The sequence below is a fragment of the Streptomyces sp. NPDC023481 genome (genome assembly GCF_055560195.1).
This window is the reverse complement of sequence record NZ_JBVHJE010000005.1, coordinates 202,978-222,949: the sequence shown is the minus strand read 5'-3', so window position 1 is coordinate 222,949 and position 19,972 is coordinate 202,978. Positions and strand designations below refer to the sequence as shown.

The window sequence follows — 19,972 nt, the reverse complement described above, 5'->3', positions numbered from 1 at the left end:
CGACCATGACGTCTTCGACCCCTTCCAACCCCTCCGGCTCCGCGCGGCCCACCCGGCCCTCCCGGCGGGACCGTGCGCAGGCGCTGCCCGAGGAGATGCGGGAGGCGCTGCGGCGGCGGCTGGCCGGCCGGGCCGGCGGCGCTGCGCCGGGCGCCCGGCAGGGCATTCCGCGCGCCGACCGGGACCGCCCGCTGCCGTTGTCGTTCGCGCAGCAGCGGCTGTGGTTCCTGGACCGGCTGCGCCCCGGCGACCCCCGCTACAACAGCGCGGTCGCGGTCCGTCTCACCGGTGCCCTGGACCGCGAGGCGCTGACCGAGGCGCTCACCGCCGTCGTGGCCCGGCACGAGGCCCTGCGCACCACGTTCGAGGAGACCGACGGCCGCCCGGTGCAGCGGGTGCACCCCGCCGCACCGGTGCCCGTGCCGGTGCGGGACGCCGGCGATCTGGACGCGGACCTGCTGGCCGAGTACTCCCGCCCGTTCGACCTGTGCCACGGCCCCCTGCTGCGGGCCCTGCTGCTGCGCGAGTCGGACACCGCGCACGTCCTGTTGCTGACGGCCCATCACATCGTCACGGACGGCTGGTCCATGGGCGTCGTCCTGGACGAGCTGTGCACCGTCTACGACGCCCTCGCCCAGGGCGCCCGACCGGACCTGCCCGCGCCGGCCACCCAGTACCCGGACTTCGCCGTGTGGCAGCGCGCCCAGCTCTCGGGCCCCCGGCTGGAAACCCAACTCGACTACTGGAAGACCAAGCTGGCCGGGGCCGTGGCGCCCGAGCTGCCCCTGGACCGGCCCCGGCGCGGCGAGGAGGCGGGCGACGGCGCCGTCCACACCTTCACCGTCCCCGCCCCGCTCACCGCCCGGCTCCGCGACCTCGCCAGGGAGCAGCACAGCACCCTGCACACCGCCCTGGTCGCCGCCACCCAGGCGCTGCTGGCCCGCTGGTCCGGGCAGGACGACATCACCGTCGGCTCGCTGACACCCGGCCGGTCGCGCACCGACCTCGAACGGACCGTCGGGTTCTTCGTGAACACCGTCGCGCTGCGCACCCCCGTGGACGCCTCCGGATCCTTCCGCGACCTGCTGGCGCAGGCGGCCGAGACCGTGGGCGACGCCTTCGCCCACGGCGACACGCCGTTCGAGCGGGTCGTGGAGGCGGTCGGCGCGTCCCGCGAGGCGGGCCGCAACCCGCTGTTCGACGTCATGGTCCTGCTGCACCCCGACCCGCCCGCCGCGACCGCCCCGCGCTCCCTGGCCACCAGCCCGGTCACCGTGCCCCGGCAGGCGGCCACCTTCGACCTGAGCATCGAGTTCGTGCCGGACGGCACCGCCCTGACCGGCCTGCTGGAGTACCGCACCGACCTGTTCGACGCGGCCACCGTCGAGCGGCTGGCCGGACAGCTGCTGCGCCTGCTCCAGGGGGTCACCGACACCCCGGACCGTCCGCTGGGCACCCTGCCCCTGCTGTCCGGGGACGAGGTACGGCGCATCGTCCACGACTGGAGCGCCGGCCCCCGCCTCTCCGTGGACGGCGCCCTGCACCCGGCCCTGTTCGAGCGCCGCGCCGCCGACACCCCGGACGCCCTCGCCCTCGTCGCGGGCGGCGAACAGCTGGACTACGCCACGCTCAACGCCCGCGCCAACCGGCTCGCCCACCACCTCATCGCACTCGGCGCCGGCCCCGAACGGCTGGTCGCGCTGCGGCTGCCCCGCACCGCCGACATGATCACCGCGATCCTCGCCGTCTGGAAGTCCGGCGCGGGCTATCTGCCGCTCGACCCGGCCCTGCCCGAGGAACGCGTCCGGTACCTGCTGGACGACGCCCGCCCCGCCCTGGTCCTGGACGAGGCCGCCCTGCGCGCCGTACCCGCGGCCCTCCCGGACACCGACCCCACCGACACCGACCGGCGCGCCCCGCTGCACCCCGAGCACACCGCGTACGTCATCCACACCTCCGGCTCCACCGGCCGCCCCAAGGGGGTCGCCGTGTCCCACCGCGCGGCGGCGCACCTGCTGGCCGCCCACCGGGCCGGCTTCGTCGCCGAGGCGGGCGGCGGCCCGCTGCGGGTCGCGCTCACCGCGTCCTTCTCCTTCGACACGTCCCTCGAAGGCGTGCTGCTGATGGCCGACGGCCACCCGCTGCACCTGGTGGACGAGACGACCCGGATGGACCCGGCCGCCCTGGTCGAGTACGTCGTCCGGCACCGTGTCGACTTCCTCGACGTCACCCCCTCCTACCTGCGGCAGCTGCTGCCCGCCGGGCTGCTCACCGACCCCCGGCACCACCCCCGGGTGCTCATGCTCGGCGGCGAGGCGGTCGGGTCCGCGCTGTGGCGGGAGCTGGCCGCGCACCCGGACGTGACGGCCCACAACTTCTACGGCCCCACCGAGTGCACGGTCGACGCGCTGTCCTGCCGGATCGACGGCGGCGACCGCCCGCTGGTGGGCCGCCCCCTGCCGGGCCTGCGGGCGTACGTGCTGGACGACCGGCTCCAGCCGGTGCCGCCCGGCGTCGGCGGCGAGCTGTACCTCGCCGGCCCCCAGCTGGCCCGCGGCTACACCGGCCGCCCAGGCCTGACCGCCGCCCGCTTCCTCGCCGACCCCTACGGGCCGCCCGGCACCCGCATGTACCGCACCGGCGACCTGGCCCGCTGGACCGCCGACGGCCGCCTCGACTACCTCGGACGCGCCGACGACCAGATCAAGGTGCGCGGCCACCGCATCGAACCCGGCGAGATCGAGGCCGCCCTGCTCGCGCTGCCCGGCATCGCCGCCGCCGCGGTCGCCGCCGTACCCGACGCGCACGGCCACACCCGCCTCGCCGCCTACGTCGTCCCCGCGCCCGGTGCGCCCCGGCCCGCCCCCGCCGACCTGCGGGAGGCCCTGCGCCGGGTGCTGCCCGACGCGCTGGTGCCGTCCTCCTTCACCCCGCTGGACGCGCTGCCGCTGACCACCAGCGGCAAACTGGACCGCCGCGCCCTGCCGGCCCCCGAAACCGCCACCGGGGAAAGGGAGTTCGTCGCCCCACGCACCCCCGGCGAGGAGGCCCTGGCCGGAATCTGGGCCGAGGTGCTCGGCGTGGACCGGGTCGGCGTCACGGACAACTTCTTCGAGCTGGGCGGCGACTCGATCCTCAGCATCCAGGTCGTCTCCCGCGCCCGCGCCGCGGGCCTGCGGATCGGCTCCCAGGACGTCTTCCGGCACCAGACGGTCGCCGACCTGGCCGCCGCGTCCCGCCGTACCGACGCCCCGACCGCCCCCCGGCGCCCGCACACGGACGGGCCCGCGCCGCTCACCCCCGTCCAGGAGTGGTTCTTCGCCACGCACGGCCCGCTACGGCACTACGCCATGTCCATGATGCTCGACCTGCCGTACGACCTGGACGAGCGGGCGCTGGAACGCGCGGTGGACGCCCTGGTGGCCCGGCACCCGGCCCTGCGCACCCGCTTCACCCGCACCGCAGACACCTGGCGGCAGCACCCCGGCACCGGCCCGGCCACCGGACTGCTCACCCGCCACGACCCCGGAACCCCGCCCACCGACGCAGCCGAGGCCGCCCGCGCGGCCCTCGATCCGGCCACCGGGGCCCTGTTCCGCGCCGCCCTGCTCACCGGCGGCGGACGTCCCCGACTCTTCGTCACCGCCCACCACCTGGCGGTGGACAGCGTGTCCTGGCGGGTGCTGCTCGCCGACCTGGAACAGGCCTACCGGCAGGCGGCGGCCGGCGAGGAACCCCGGCTGGAGCCCGAACACACCCCGTTCGCCGACTGGGCGCGCGACCTCACCGACCGGGTCCGGGCCGGCGACCTGGACGACGACCTGCCCCACTGGACGGCGGAGGCCGCGCTGCCGCGCACCCCGCTCCCCGTCGACCTCCCCGGCACCCCGCTCGCCGGATCCGTGCGCACCGTCCGCACCCGGGTGGACCGCGCCACCACCGAGGCACTGCTGCGCCGCGTGCCCTCGGCCTACCGCACCCAGGTCAACGACGTGCTGCTGAGCGCGCTGGCCCGGGTGCTGGCCGACTGGACGGGCACGGACCGGGTGACCGTCGCCCTGGAGGGCCACGGCCGCGAGGAGGACCTGGTCGAGGGCGCCGAACTGGGCCGCACGGTCGGCTGGTTCACCACCCAGTACCCGGTCACCCTCACCCCGGCCGGCCCGGCCGACTGGGGGACCACGCTCAAGGCCGTCAAGGAGCGGCTGCGGGCCGTGCCCCGCCGGGGCCTCGGCTACCAGGCGCTCGGCCACCTCGGCTCACCCCGGCCCGACGCGCGCGGCCTCGCCGGACTCCCGCTGCCCCAGGTGTGCTTCACCTACCACGGCCAGTGGGAGACGCCCGGCGGCGGGGACTTCGCGCCCGTCGCCGACGTACCCGGACGGGACATGGACCCCGGCGCGCCGCTGGACCACCTGCTGGACGTGTCCGCCCTGGTCACCGCCGGCGAACTGGAGATCACCTGGCACTACAGCGACCAGGTGCACCGCTCCGGCACCGTCCGGGAGCTGGCCGAGGGCATGGTGCGCGCGCTCGCCGCCATCGCCGAGCACTGCGCCCGGCCCGGCGCGGGCGGCCGTACCCCCTCCGACTTCCCGCTCGCCGGCCTCGACCAGGCCGGCGTGGACCGCCTGGTGGGCGACGGCCGGGACGTGGAGGACCTGCTGCCGCTGACCCCGCTCCAGGAGGGCATGCTCTTCCACCGGCTGGTCGGCGGACCGGACGACGTGTACGTCGACCAGGCCGCGCTGCTGCTGGACGGGGTGACCGACCCCGGCGCCCTCGCCGCGGCCTGGCAGCGGGTGACCGACCGCACCCCCGCCCTGCGCACCTCGGTCGTGTGGGAGGACGTGCCGGTACCGCTCCAGATCGTGCACCGCCAGGTCACCGTGCCCACCGAGCAGCTGGACTGGCGGGACCTGGACGCGGGGGAGCGGGAGGCGCGCCTGGACCGGCTGCGCGCCGACGACCTCGCGCGCGGCCTCGACCTCGGCACCGCGCCCCTGATGAGGCTCACCCTGGTCCGGCTGCCCGACGACCGGCTGCACCTGCTGTGGACCTCCCACCACCTGATCCTGGACGGCTGGAGCCTGGCCCAGGTGCTCACCGACGTCTTCGAGGAGTACGCGGCCCTCACCACCGGCGCCGCGACCCGGCCCCCCGTGCGCCGGCCGTTCGCCGACTACGTGCGCCGGCTGGCCGGCCAGGACACCGAGGCCGCCCGCGAACACTGGCGGAACGTGCTCGCCGGGTTCGCCACCCCGACCCCGCTGCCCGTCGACCGTGTCCGGCGCCCGGGCCACGAGACCCGTTCCGGCCGCGTGCACACCGCCGGCCTGTCCGAGGAGGTGTCCGCACGGCTGGCCCGCACCGCCCGCGCGGCCGGACTCACCCTCGGCACGGTGGTGCAGGGCGCCTGGGCGCTGCTGCTGTCCCGCTACGGCGCCGAGCGGGACGTGCTGTTCGGCACCACCGTCTCCGGCCGCCCCGACGACCTGCCCGGCGTCGAGTCGATGATCGGCATGTTCATCAACACCCTGCCCACCCGGGTCCACGTGGACGGGGGCCGTACCGCCACCGCATGGCTGCGGGAGCTCCAGGAAGAGCAGGCCGGGGCACGGCGGTTCGCCGCCGTGTCCCTCGCCGAGCTGACCTCGCTCAGCGACGTGCCCGCCGGCAGCCCGCTGTTCGACAGCATGGTGGCCTTCGAGAACTACCCCTTCGACCAGGCACGTTCGGCCGCCACCGGGATCCGGCTCACGGACGTCTCGGCCCGCGACGCCACCAACTACCCCCTCGTGCTGCGGGCCTACCAGGGCGAGCGGTTCGGCTTCGACCTCGGCTACGACCCCGAGCTGTTCGACGCCGACACGGTACGGTCCCTCGCCGGCCGGCTGTGCCTGCTGCTCACCGAACTGGCCGACGACCCGGACCGGCCGCTGCGCGCGCTCGCCTGGACGACCGCCGAGGAGCGCCGGCGGATGCTGGCCGACTGGAACGGCACCGAGGAGGGCAGGCCCGCCGACACCCTGGACGCCCTGTTCGCCGCCCAGGCCGCCCGCACCCCCGACGCCGAGGCCGTCACCTGCGGAGACGACCGGCTCGACTACGCCACCCTGGACGCGCGGGCCGCCCGGCTCGCCCACCGGCTCGCCGAACTCGGCGCCGGCCCCGAGACGTTCGTCGCCCTCGCGCTGCCCCGCTCCACCGACCTCGTCGTGGCGGTCCTCGCCGTCCTCAAGACCGGCGCCGCCTACCTGCCCGTCGACCCCGCGCTGCCCGCGGAACGCGTCCGGGACCTGCTCGCCGACGCCCGCCCGGTCGCCCTGGTGACCACCCGGCGCACCGCGGCCGACCCGGCCGTACCGGTCCTCCTGCTGGACGATCCCGGTGTCCGCGCCGACCTGGCCCGCCGCCCCGCCGCCGGCCCGGCCCGCCGCGCACTGCCGGAGAGCCCCGCCTACGCCATCTTCACCTCCGGCTCCACCGGCCGGCCCAAGGGTGTCGTCGTCCCGCACGCCAACGTGGTCCGGCTGTTCACCCGCACCCGGCACTGGTTCGACTTCGGCCCCGACGACGTGTGGACGCTCTTCCACTCCTACGCCTTCGACTTCTCGGTGTGGGAACTGTGGGGACCGCTGCTGCACGGCGGGCGGCTGGTGATCGTCCCCGAGGACACCGCCCGCTCCCCGGAGGACTTCCTGCGCCTGCTCGCCGACGAACAGGTCACCGTCCTCAACCAGACCCCCTCCGCCTTCTATCCCCTCACCCGTGCCGACGCCGAACTCCCCGACGTGAGCGAGCGGTTGGCGCTGCGCACGGTCGTCTTCGGCGGTGAGGCGCTGGACGTGACCCGGCTCGCCGACTGGTACACCCGCCACCCGGACACCGCGCCCCGCCTGGTGAACATGTACGGCATCACCGAGACGACCGTGCACGTCACCCATGCGCCACTGGACCGGGCGACGGCCCACGCCGGCACCGCGAGCCCCATCGGCACCGGCATCCCCGACCTGCGGCTCTACGTCCTCGACGACACCCTCCAGCCGGTGCCGCCGGGCGCCGTCGGCGAGCTGTTCGTCGCCGGCGAGGGCCTCGCCCGCGGCTACCTCAACCGGCCCGGCCTCACCGCGACCCGGTTCCCCGCCGACCCGTTCGGGCGGCCCGGCACCCGCATGTACCGCACCGGCGACCGGGCCCGCTGGCGGGCCGACGGCACACTGGAGTACCTGGGCCGCGCCGACCAGCAGGTCAAGATCCGCGGCTACCGCATCGAACCCGGCGAGATCGAGGCCGCCCTGCACCGCCACCCCGGCGTGGGAGCCGCCACCGTCGGCGTCTACGAGGACACCTCCGGGACCCGCCGGCTCGTCGCCCACGTCGTCGGCACCGGCACCGGCGAACGCGCCGTACCGCCACCGCCCGCCGCCGAACTCCGCGCCCACCTGGAAACCCTGCTGCCCGCGCACATGGTGCCGGCCGCCTATGTACCGATGGCGGCGCTGCCGCTCACCGCCAACGGCAAGCTCGACCGGCGCGCCCTGCCCGCGCCCGGCCCCGACGGCTTCGCCGCCGACGGCACGCGGACCGCGCCGCGCACCCCGGCCGAACGGTTGGTCGCCGCCGCGTGGACGGACGTCCTGGACACCGACGAGGTCGGCGTCGACGACGACTTCTTCGCCCTGGGCGGCGACTCCATCCTCGCCGTCCGCGTCACCGCACGGCTGCGCGCCGCCTTCGGCACGGACGTCTCACCCCGGCTGCTGTTCACCCACACCACCGTGTCCGCGCTCGCGGCCGCCCTGGGCGAACCACGGACCGGGGACACCGCCGACGCCATCCCGGCCGCCGCCGCCGACGGCCCGGCCCCGCTGTCGTACGCCCAGCAACGCCTGTGGTTCCTCGACCGGTTCGAGCCGGAAAGCACCGAGTACACCACCCTGTCCGTGCTGCGGCTGCGCGGGACGCTCGACACCACGGCCCTGCGCACCGCCCTCGACGGCCTGGTCGCCCGGCACGGCACCCTGCGCACCACCTTCACCGAACACGACGGCCACGCACGGCAGGTCGTCCAGCCGGCGCGGCCCGTGGACCTCCCGGTGGAGGACCTCCCGGACACCGCCGCCCTGGACGCCCTGCTGGACCGGGAGGCCGCCGCCCCCTTCGACCTGGCCACCGGCCCGCTGTTCCGGGCCCGCCTGGCCCGGTTCGCCGCCGACGACCACGTCCTCGTGCTGGCCACCCACCACATCGTCACCGACGGCTGGTCCACCGGCGTACTCGCCCGGGACCTGGGCGAGCTGTACGCGGCGGCCCTGGAGGACCGCCGCCCCGACCTGCCCGAACTGCCCGTCCGCTACACCGACTACGCCGCCTGGCAGCGCACCCGCGCCGAGCGGGCCGAGGCCGAACTCGCCCACTGGCGCCGGGTCCTGGACGGAGTGACCCCGCTGGAGCCGCCCACCGACCGGCCCCGGCCGGCCGTCCGCACCCGCGAGGGCGCCCTCGTCACCTTCACCCTGCCCGCCGCCCTGACCGAGCGGCTGCGCGAACGGGGCCGCGAGGCCGACGCCACCCTCTACATGACCCTGGTCGCGGCCTGCCAGGTCCTGCTCGCCCGCTGGGCCGGGCAGGAGGACGTCACCGTCGGCACCGTCACCGCGGGCCGCGAGCGGCCCGAACTGCACGACGTGGTCGGCATGTTCGTCAACACGCTGGTGCTGCGCTCCCGGGTCCGCCCCGAACTGCCGTTCCGGGAGTTGCTGGCCGAGGTGCGCACCACCGTCCTGGACGCGTTCGCCCACCAGGAGGTGCCCTTCGAGCGGGTCGTGGACGCCCTCCAGCCCGAGCGGGACACCAGCCGCACCCCGCTGTTCCAGGTCATGGTCGCCCTGCACAACCTCGGCGCCGAGCTGCCCCGGCTGCCCGGCCTGACGGTGGAGCCGGTGACCCCGCCGGTCCGCACCGCCACCTTCGACCTCGCCTTCGACTTCACGGAGACCGACGGCGGCCTCACCGGCTACCTGGAGTACAACACCGGGCTGTTCGACGCCGACACCGCCGAACGCCTCGCCGCCCGGCTGCGGACCATGCTGGAGGCCGCCGCCGCGGACCCCGGGCAGGCCGTGGGCCGTCTGCCGCTGATGACCGACGCCGAACGGCGGCAGGTGCTCCGGCAGGGGCAGGGCGCCCGGCTGCCCGAGCCGGACACCACCTTCCCCGCGCTGTTCGAGGCGCAGGCCGCCCGCACCCCGCACCACACCGCCCTGGCCGCCCGCGACACCACCCTGGACTTCGCCGCGCTGAACCGGCGCGCCAACCGGCTCGCCCACCACCTCATCGCCCAGGGCGCCGGTCCCGAGGACGTCGTCGCCGTACGGCTCCCGCGCACCTCGGAGCTGATGACGGCACTCCTCGCCGTTCTCAAGGCGGGTGCCACCCTGCTCTGCCTGGACCCGGAACTCCCCGCGGAGCGGCAGGACCTCCTGCTCGCCGACGCCCGCCCGCACATCCTCCTGACCGACCTCGCCGCGGTGCCCTGGGACCGGCTGCCCGCACACGACCCGACCGACGCCGACCGGGTCAGGCCCCTGCTGCCGGGCCACACCGCCTACCTCGTCTACACCTCCGGCTCCACCGGCCGCCCCAAGGGCGTCGCCGTCGAACACCGGCAGCTGGTCAACCTGTGCCACGACCACCACGCCCACCTGCTCGCCCCGCACACCGGCGACGGCCGGCGGCTGCGGGCCGCGCTCAGCGCGTCCTTCTCCTTCGACACCTCATGGGAAGGGCCGCTGCTCCTGACCCTCGGCCACGAGGTCCACCTGATCGACGAGGACGTCCGCCTGGACCCGGAGGCGTTCTGCGCGCAGGTCGCCGGGCACCGCCTCGACCTCGTCAACGTCACCCCGTCCTTCCTGCGCGAACTCACCGCCGCCGGCCTGCTCGCCCCCGGCCGCCACCACCCGCGGCTGCTGCTCGTCGGCGGCGAGGCCGTCACCCTGGCGGACTGGCGCGAACTCGCCCGGGTGGAACGGGAGTCGGGGGTGGCGGTGTACAACATGTACGGGCCCACCGAGTGCACCGTCGACGCCGTCTACGGCCGCACCGCCGACCGCCCCGACCGGCCGGTCATCGGCCGCCCCGGCGGCAACCTGCGCGCCTACGTGCTCGACGGCGACCTGCGCCCGGTGCCTCCCGGCGTGCCCGGCGAGCTGTACCTGGCCGGGGCCCAGGTGGCCCGCGGCTATCTGCACCGGCCGGGCCTCACCGCCGCCCGCTTCCTCGCCGACCGGTTCGGCGCGCCGGGGGAGCGGATGTACCGCACCGGGGACCGCGTCCGCTGGGACCGGGACGGACTGCTGGAATTCCTCGGCCGGGTGGACGAACAGGTCAAGATCCGCGGGTTCCGCATCGAACCCGGCGAGGTGGAGGCCGCCCTCCTGGCCCACCCGGACGTCGCCGACGCCGCGGTCACCGCACGCGAACACGCCGGCCGGCTCGTCCTCGTCGGCTACGTGGTGCCCGCCGGCGAGCGCCCCCCGTCCGCCGACGAACTCCGCCTCGCCCTGCGCCGTACCCTGCCCGACCACATGGTGCCTGCCGCGTTCGTCCCGCTGGCCCGCATCCCTCGTACCACCAGCGGCAAGACCGACCGGCGCGCCCTGCCCGCCCCGCCCGCGCAGCCCGACAGCGCCACCCCGTACGTCGCCCCCCGGCCCGGCACGGAGGAACGCCTGGCGGCGATCTGGGCGGAGGTGCTCGGCGTCGAACGGGTCGGCGCCCGCGACAACTTCTTCGCGCTCGGCGGCGACTCCATCCTGAGCATCCAGATCGTCTCCCGCGCCCGGCAGACCGGTCTCGCCCTCACCACCAAGGACGTCTTCCGCCACCAGACGGTCGCCGAACTCGCCCTGCGCGCGAAGGAGTCCGCCCCCCGCCCGGTCGCCGCTGAAGAGGCGGGTGAGGCCCCGCTCACCCCGATCCAGCACTGGTACCTGGACGACCGCGACCCCGCGGCTCCGCTCCGGTTCACCATGACCCAGCGCCTCGAACTCGCCCCCGGCACCGACCAGCCGGCGCTCGCACAGGCCGTCGACGCCGTCGTACACCACCACCCGGCCCTGCGCACCCGGTTCTGGCACACCGCCGACGGCTGGCGCCAGGAGGCCCTGGACGAGGCACCGGACGGCGTCTTCAGCCGCCACGACGTGGCCGGACTGGACGACACGGCGCTGGAGGCCGCCGTCCAGCGGCTCACGGACGAGGCGCAGGCCGGCCTCGATCCCCTCGCGGGCCGGGTCGTCCGCGTGCTGCTGCTCGACCGGGGCCCGCGGCAGGCGGCCCAACTGGTCGTCACCGCCCACCACCTGGTGATCGACGGGGTGTCCTGGCGCATCCTGCTGGCGGACCTGGAGGCCGCCCACCGGGCCGCGGCGGCCGGCCGTCCGGTCGGACTGCCCGCCACCGGCACCGCCTACGGCCACTGGGCCGCCCGCCTGGACCGGCACACCCGCTCCGGCGCCCTCGACGCCGACCTGCCGTACTGGACCCGCACCGCCGAGGCCCCCGCAGAACTGCCCGCCGGACGCCCCGGCCCCAACACCCACGGCACCGCCGCCACGCTCACGGTCACCCTGGACGAGCGGACCACCGACGCCCTGCTGCGGCAGGTCCCGGAGGCCTACCGCACCCAGGTCAACGACGTCCTGCTCAGCGCTCTCGGCCGGGCCCTGGCCCGCTGGTGCGGGCGCGACACGGTCCTGCTCGGCGTGGAGGGACACGGCCGCGAGGACCTGTTCGAGGACGTGGACCTCTCCCGGACCGTCGGCTGGTTCACCGCGGAGTTCCCGCTCGCCCTGCGCGTCGCCCCGGACGCCGGCTGGCACGACACCCTCCGCTCGGTCAAGGAGCAGCTGCGCGCGGTACCGCTGCACGGCCTGAGCCACGGCGCCCTGCGCCACCTGCGGCCCGACAGCCCCCTCACCCGGACCCCGGCCCCACGGGTCGGCTTCAACTACCACGGCCAGTGGGACACCGGCGGCGCCGACGGCCTGTTCCGCGCCGCCCTGCCCCCGGCCGGCCGGGACACCGACCCGGACGAACCCCGCCCCTACGTCCTGGACATCACCGGAGTGGTCCAGGGCGGCCGGCTGGAACTCGGCTGGACCTACCCGGCGGCCGTCTACGACGAGAGCACGGTCCGCGGGCTCGCCGAGGACACGCTCGCGGCCCTGCGGGACATCGTGGCCCACTGCGCCCGGCCCGGCACGGGCGGCCGTACCCCCTCCGACTTCCCCCTCGCCGGCCTCGGACAGGACCAGCTGGACCGGCTCGTCGGCACCGGCCGGCACGTCGAGGACGTCCTGCCGCTCACCCCGCTCCAGTCCGGCATGCTCTTCCACGGCCTGGTGGACACCGAGCACGCCTACTTCGACCGTACGGCGGTACGGCTGTCCGGCGTCGCCGACCCGCGCGCCTTCGCCACCGCCTGGCAGCAGGTCGCCGACCGCACCCCGGCGCTGCGCACCAGCGTCCACTGGCAGGGCCTGCCCCACCCGGTGCAGGTGGTCCACCACCGCGCCGAGCTGCCCGTCACCCACCTCGACTGGCGCACCCTGACGCCCGCACAGCGCGCGGAGGCCACCGAGCGGCTGCTCGCCGAGGACCGCGCGGCCGGCCTGGACCTCGGCACCGCGCCGCTGACCCGGCTCACCCTGGCCGCCCTGCCCGGCGACGAGGTCCTGCTGCTGTGGTCCACCCACCACATCGTCCTCGACGGCTGGAGCACCGGGCAGCTGCTCACCGAGGTGTGCGAGCGGTACGCCGCCCTCACCGGCGGCCCCGACCCGGCGCCCCCGGCACGGCGGCCCTTCGCGGACTTCCTGCACTGGCTGCGCGAGCAGGACGAACCGGCGGCCGAGCGGCACTGGGCCGAGGCCCTGGCCGGCTTCACCGCCCGCACCCCGCTGCCGTACGACCGCACACCCGCCGAGGCCCACCGCGCCCGGTCCGCCGCCGCCGTCCACCACGAGCTGGACGCGGACGTCTCGCGCCGGCTGCGGGAGGGTGCCGCCCGCGCCGGGCTCACCGTCAACACCGTGGTGGAGGGCGCCTGGGCGCTGCTGCTGGCCCGCTACAGCGGCCGGGACGACGTGGTGTTCGGCACCACCGTCTCCGGCCGCCCGGCCGAACTGCCCGGCGTCGACGGCATGATCGGCATGTTCATCAACACCGTGCCGGCCCGGGTCCGGATACCCGCCGGACCGGTGCTGCCCTGGCTGCGCGGCCTCCAGGACCGGCAGAGCGACGCCCGCCGCTTCGACTTCCTGGCCCTGCCCCGTATCCGGTCCGTCGGCGAAGTCCCGCCCGGGGAACCGCTGTTCGACAGCATGGTGGTGTTCGAGAACTACCCCGTGGACGAGTCGGCCACGGCCCGCACGGGCGTCCGCGTCGAGGAGGTGCGCGCCGACGACGCCACCACCTTCCCCTGGTGCCTGCGCGCCCACCTGACCGAACGGCTCGGCTTCGACCTGGCCTACGACCCCGCCCTGTTCGACGCCGGCACCGTCGAACGCGCCGCGGACCGGCTGGCCGCCCTGCTCTCCGCCCTGGCCGACGGGTTCGACACCGACCTGGCCGCGCTGGACCTGCTCACCCCGGCCGACCGCGGCCTGCTGGCCGCCTGGAACACCACCGCCCGCCCGACCGCCCCGCGCAGCCCCGTCGACCTGTTCGCGCAGCAGGCTCGCCGCACCCCGGACGCCCCCGCGGTCCGTGACGGCGACCGCGAACTGTCCTACCGCCAACTGCACGACTGGGCAGCGGCATTGGCCGCACACCTGGTCGCGGACGGACTCGCGGCCGAGGACCGGGTCGCGCTGCTCGTGGACCGCTCCGCCGAACTCGTCGTCGCCCAGCTCGCGGTGCTCATGGCCGGCGGTGCCTACGTCCCCGTCGACACCCGCGCCCCCGAGGAGCGCCGCCGCGCCCTCCTCGCCCAGGCCGGCGCCACCGTCCGGCTCACCACCACCGACGTGGCCGCCGCCCGCACCGGCACCGGCGAGGTGCCGGCACCGGCCGCCGACCCCGACCGGCTGGCCTACGTCATGTTCACCTCCGGCTCCACCGGCCGGCCCAAGGCGGTCGCGGTACGGCACCGGGACGTGGCGGCCCTCGCCACCGACAGCCGGTTCGCCGACGGCGTCTGCGCCCGGGTGCTGCTGCACTCGCCGGCGGCCTTCGACGCCGCCACCTTCGAGGTGTGGGCCCCCCTCCTCACCGGCGGCTGCGTGGTCGTGGCCCCGGGCGAGACCGTGGACGCGGCCCTGCTGCGCCGGCTGGCGGCGGACGGAGGGCTCACCGCGCTCTGGCTGACCGCCGGACTGTTCCGGCTGCTCGCGCAGGACGCCCCCGACTCCTTCCGGGGCCTGAGGCAGGTGTGGACCGGCGGTGACGTCGTGCCCGCCCAGGCCGTGCGCCGGGTGCTGGCCGCCTGCCCCGGCCTGACCGTCGTGGACGGCTACGGCCCCACCGAGACCACCACCTTCGCCACCTCCTGCGCCCTCACCGACCCGGCCGCCGTACCCGACACCGTGCCCATCGGCCGGCCGCTGGACGACATGCGGGTGCACGTCCTCGACACCCGGCTGCGGCCCGTACCGCCGGGCTGCGCGGGCGAGCTGTACGCGGCCGGGGAGGGTGTCGCCCGTGGCTACCTCGGCCGCCCCGGCGACACCGCGGCCCGCTTCCTCGCCGACCCCTACGGCCCGCCCGGCGCCCGCATGTACCGCACGGGCGACCTGGCCCGGCGGCGGCCGGACGGCACCGTGGAATTTCTGGGCCGCGCCGACGACCAGGTGAAGATCCGCGGCTTCCGGGTCGAGCCCGGCGAGGTCGAGGCCGCCCTCGCCGCCCATCCGGACGTCACCGACGTGGCCGTGCTGGCCCGTGAGGACCGCCCGGGCGCCAAACGGCTCGTGGCCTACGTCGTCGGACCGGCCGGCCGGGACGGTGAGGGCCTGCGTGCCTTCGCCGCCCGCACCCTGCCCGACTACCTGGTGCCCACCGCCGTCGTCCCGCTCGACGCCCTCCCGCTCAGCCGCAACGGCAAGGTCGACCGGGCCGCCCTGCCCGCGCCGCGGGCCCTGCCGGGCGGCACCCGGGTCGAGCCGCGCACCGAGGCCGAGCGCCGCACGGCCGCCGTCTTCGGCGAGGTGCTCGGCAGCGAACCGCCCGGCGTGGAGGACGACTTCTTCCAGCTCGGCGGCGACTCCATCCTCAGCATCCGGCTCGCCTCCCGCCTCGCCGAGGCCTTCGACACCGAGCTCACCCCGCGCGCGGTGTTCACCCACCCCACACCGGCCGGCCTCGCCCGCCTGCTCGACGCACGGCAGGGCGCCGGCCGGGCGGCAATCACCCCGGCCGCCCGGGAGGGGGCCGCGCCGATGTCGTACGCCCAGCAACGCCTCTGGTTCCTCGAGGAGTTCGCGCCCGGCGGCGCCGAGTACGTCACCGCGCTCGCCCTCCGGCTGCGCGGCACCCTGGACACCCGCGCCCTGCGTGCCGCCCTCGGTGCGCTGGTGGCCCGGCACGAGTCACTGCGCACCACCTTCGACAGCGTCGACGGACACGGCGTCCAGCACGTCCACCCGCCGCAGGACGTGCCGCTGCCCGTGCGCGACCTGACCCGACTGGCCGTCCCGGCGCGTCAGCCGGCGCTGCGGGGCCTGCTCGCCGAGGAGCGCTCCCGGCCCTTCGACCTGCGTGAGGGACCGCTGCTGCGCACCGGACTGGTCCGGCTGGCCGAGGACGAGCACGTGCTCACCCTCACCCTGCACCACATCGTCACCGACGGCTGGTCCACCTCCGTCCTGCTCGGCGACCTCGCCCACTACTACCGGGCCGAACTCGGCGCAGCATCCGACGAGTTGCCGCCGCTGCCGGTGCGGTACACCGACTACGCGCACTGGCAGCGCACCGCCGGGGAGGCCGCCGCCGAAGAGCACCTCGCCTACTGGAAGCGGCACCTGGCCGACACCGCGCCACTGGACCTGCCCACCGACCGGCCCCGTCCGCCGGTGCGCACCAGCGCCGGTGCGACCACCCGGCTCGCGGTGCCCGCCCGGACCGTGCAGGGGCTGACCCGGCTCGCCCGGGAGCACGGCACCACCCTGTTCACCACGCTCGTCGCCGCCGCCCAGGCCTACCTCGCCCGGCTCTCCGGAGCCGAGGACATCGCCGTCGGCACCGTCACCTCCGGCCGCGACCGGCCCGAGACACAGGGCCTCGTCGGGTTCTTCGTCAACACCCTGGTGCTGCGCTCCCGAGCCGAGGCCGGGCAGCCCTTCACCGGGTTCCTCACCGCCGTACGGCAGACCGTCCTCGACGCCTTCGCCCACCAGGACGTGCCCTTCGAACGGGTCGTGGACGAGGTGCAGCCGGTCCGCGACACCAGCCGCAGCCCCCTGTTCCAGGTCATGGTCGTCCTCCAGAACACCCCGGCGGCCGCGCTCGACCTGCCCGGCCTCGACGTCACCGACGTGGAACCGGAGTCCGAACAGGCCGCGTTCGACCTCACCCTGGAGTTCGCCGAGACCGGCTCCGGAGCGCTGCACGGCCTGCTCACCTACAACACCGACCTGTTCGACCCGGCCACCGCCGAACGGATGACCGCCCAGCTCGGCACCCTGCTGCACGCCGTCGCCGAGGACCCGGACCGCCCGCTCGGCGCGCTCCCGCTGACCTCCGCCGACGAGCTGAAGACGCTGCTGGAGCAGGGCCGGGGCACCTTCCGCGCGGTACCCGAGTCCACCCTGCCCGCCCTGTTCGAACGGCAGGCCGCCCGGACCCCGGACGCGCCGGCGCTGCTCGACGGCGACCGGGAACTGACGTACGCGGAGGTGGACCGAGCCGCCAACCGGCTCGCCCACCGGCTGCTGCGGGACGGTGTCGGACCCGAGCGGGTGGTCGCCCTGGCGCTGCCCCGCTCGGCGGCGGCCGTCGTGGCCCAGCTCGCGGTCGCCAAGGCCGGCGGTGCCTTCCTGCCCGTGGACCCCGACTACCCGCCGCAGCGCAGGGAGTTCATGATCCGGGACGCGGGCGCCCACCTCGTCCTCGGCGACCCCGCCGAGGTCTGGGCCGCCGACGGACCGGAGACGGCACCGGCGGACACCGACCGCCCCACCGCCCTCACCCCCGCCCACCCGGCCTACGTCATCTACACCTCCGGCTCCACCGGCACCCCCAAGGGAGTGGTGGTCACCCACCGGGGCCTCGCCTCCTTCGCCGCGGCGGCCGCCGCACAGTACGCGGCCGGCCCCGGCGACCGGGTCCTGCAGTTCGCCTCACCCAGCTTCGACGCCTCCGTGCTGGAACTGTGCGTCTCCCTGCTGAGCGGGGCCGCCCTGGTCACCGGCGAGGAGGGCCCGCTGGTCGGGGAGCGGCTCGCCGAGGCGCTCGCCGAGCGGCAGGTCACTCACGCGCTGATCCCGCCGGCCGCGCTGGCCACCGTACCGGCGGACACGGCCGCCGCACTGCCCGGGCTGCGCACGCTCATCGTGGGCGCCGAGGCCTGCCCGGCCGACCTGGTCGACACCTGGGCCCCCGGCCGTCGGATGGTCAACTCCTACGGGCCCACCGAGGCCACCGTCGTCGCCACCTGGACCGGCCCGCTGACCCCCGGCACCGGCGCCCCGTCCATCGGCCGCCCCGCCGGCCACACCCGCGTCCGCGTGCTCGACGCCGCGCTGCGTCCCGTACCGCCCGGCGTGACCGGCGAGCTGTACCTCGCCGGACCCGGACTCGCGCGTGGCTACCTCGGCCGGCCGGGACTCACCGCCCAGCGGTTCGTCGCCGACCCGTTCGGCGCGCCGGGGGAGCGGATGTACCGCACCGGGGACCTGGTCCGCTGGACCGCCGACGGCCGGCTCCGCTTCGCCGGACGCGCCGACGACCAGGTCAAGCTGCGCGGCTTCCGCATCGAACCCGGCGAGATCGAGGGCGCGTTGCGGCGCAGCCCCCTGGTGCGGGACGCGGTCGTCGTCGTCCGCGCGGAGGAGGGCCCCGGCGCACCGGCCCGGCTCGTCGCCTACGTCGTCCCGGCCGGACCGGCCGACGCCGGGCTGCCCGTCGGCGAACTGCGGCTGCACCTGGCGGGATCGCTGCCGCCGCACATGGTGCCGTCCGTCTTCGTACCGCTCGACCGGCTGCCGCTCACCCCGAACGGCAAGACCGACCGGCGGGCCCTGCCCGCACCCGGTCCGGTGCGCTCCGCCGACGGACCGCGGACCGCGCCGCGCACCGAGACCGAACGCCGGATCGCCCGCATCTGGGCCGATGTGCTGGGCCTGGAGGAGGTCGGCGCCGACGACAACTTCTTCGCCCTCGGCGGCGACTCGATCCTGACCATGCAGGTCGTCTCCCGGCTGCGCCGCGACGGCCTGCACGTGGCCACGCGGGACCTGTTCACGCACCAGACCGTCGCCGAACTCGCCACCGTGGTCCGCAGCGCGCCCCGCCGCCGCGACGACGGCCCGGTGACCGGCGAGGTGCCGCTCACCCCGATCCAGTCGTGGTTCCTCACCACCCCCCGCGCCGCCCACCACCACTTCAACCAGTCGGCGCTGCTGGAACTCGACGGCACCCCCGACCCCCGGGCGCTGCGCGCGGCCCTCGGCGCACTGCTGGAGCACCACGACGCGCTGCGCATGCGGTTCACCCAGGAGGCCGACGGCTGGCGGCAGTTCAACCCGCCGCCCGCCGCCGGCACCGACTCCCTCGTCCACCACGACCTGACCGGGCTGTCCGCCGAGGACGCCGACGCGGCCATGGCGAAGGCCGCCGACGAACTCCACGCGAGCTTCGACCTGGCCCGCGGCCCGCAGCTGCGCGCGGCCCTGTTCACCGGGGACCCCGGCCGGCCCGCGTTCCTCCTCCTCGTCGCCCACCACCTGGTGGTGGACGCCGTCTCCTGGCGCATCCTGCGCGACGACCTGGAGACCGCCTACCAGCAGGCCCTCCAGGGCGAACCGGTCACCCTGGGCGAGCGCGCCACCAGCTTCCGGGACTGGGCCCGCGGCCTCGCCGCGCACGTCGCCGAGGGCGGCCTCGACCACGAACTGCCGTACTGGGAACAGGCGGTGGCCACCGACGACGTACCGGCCCCGGCACCCGGCGCGGGCCCGGCCGCCACGGTGAGCGTGGAGCTCGACGAGGAGGACACCACGGCCCTGCTCCGCTCCGCGCCCACCGCCTACCGCACCCGGGTCAACGACGTGCTGCTCGCCGCCCTCGCCCTGGCGCTGGCCCGGTGGACCGGACGCGACCGGGTCCGCCTGGACCTGGAGGGCCACGGCCGCGAGGACCTGCTCGACGGCGTCGACCTCTCCCGCACCGTCGGCTGGTTCACCACCGTGTACCCGGTCGCCGTCCAGGTGTCCGACCCCGGCGACCTCGGCCCGGACCGCGACTGGCGGTCCCTGGTGAAGTCGGTGCGCCGCCAGCTGCGCGCCGTACCCGGCAACGGCATCGGCTTCGGCGCGCTGCGCACCTTCGGGCCGCCCGAGGTCCGCGAACGCCTCGGCGGCGCCGCACACAGCCAGGTGGTGTTCAACTACCTCGGCCAGTGGGACGCCCGGCCCGACACCGCCGGCGGCGGCCTGGTCCGCGCCGAACACGGCTCCTTCGGGCAGGACCACGATCCCCGGGACCCCGGCTCGCACCCGGTGGAGGTGGTCGGCGCGGTGCAGCACGGCCGGCTCGCCTTCACCTGGCACCACCGGCCCGGCGTCCACGACACGGCGACCGTGCGCCGGGTGGCCGAGGAGTTCGCCGACGCCCTGCGCCACCTCGCCCGGCACGCCCGGGGCGGCCGGTGACACCCGGCCGGCCCGGACCCCGGCCCCCACCGCGGACCCCGCCGGCCCGCGGGCCACCGCCCACCCGGACCCGCATGACCACATGACCACATGAC

1 protein-coding gene is annotated in these 19,972 nt (G+C 76.2%); it reads left to right on the top strand.

Translation table 11 applies throughout. The annotated features are described in order from the left end of the window. Window positions 1–5 precede the first annotated feature (5 nt). Complete coding sequence (locus ACZ3ZD_RS13255) at window positions 6–19,877, top strand: non-ribosomal peptide synthase/polyketide synthase (protein WP_467396146.1); 19,872 nt, start codon at window positions 6–8, stop codon at window positions 19,875–19,877. Window positions 19,878–19,972 lie beyond the last annotated feature (95 nt).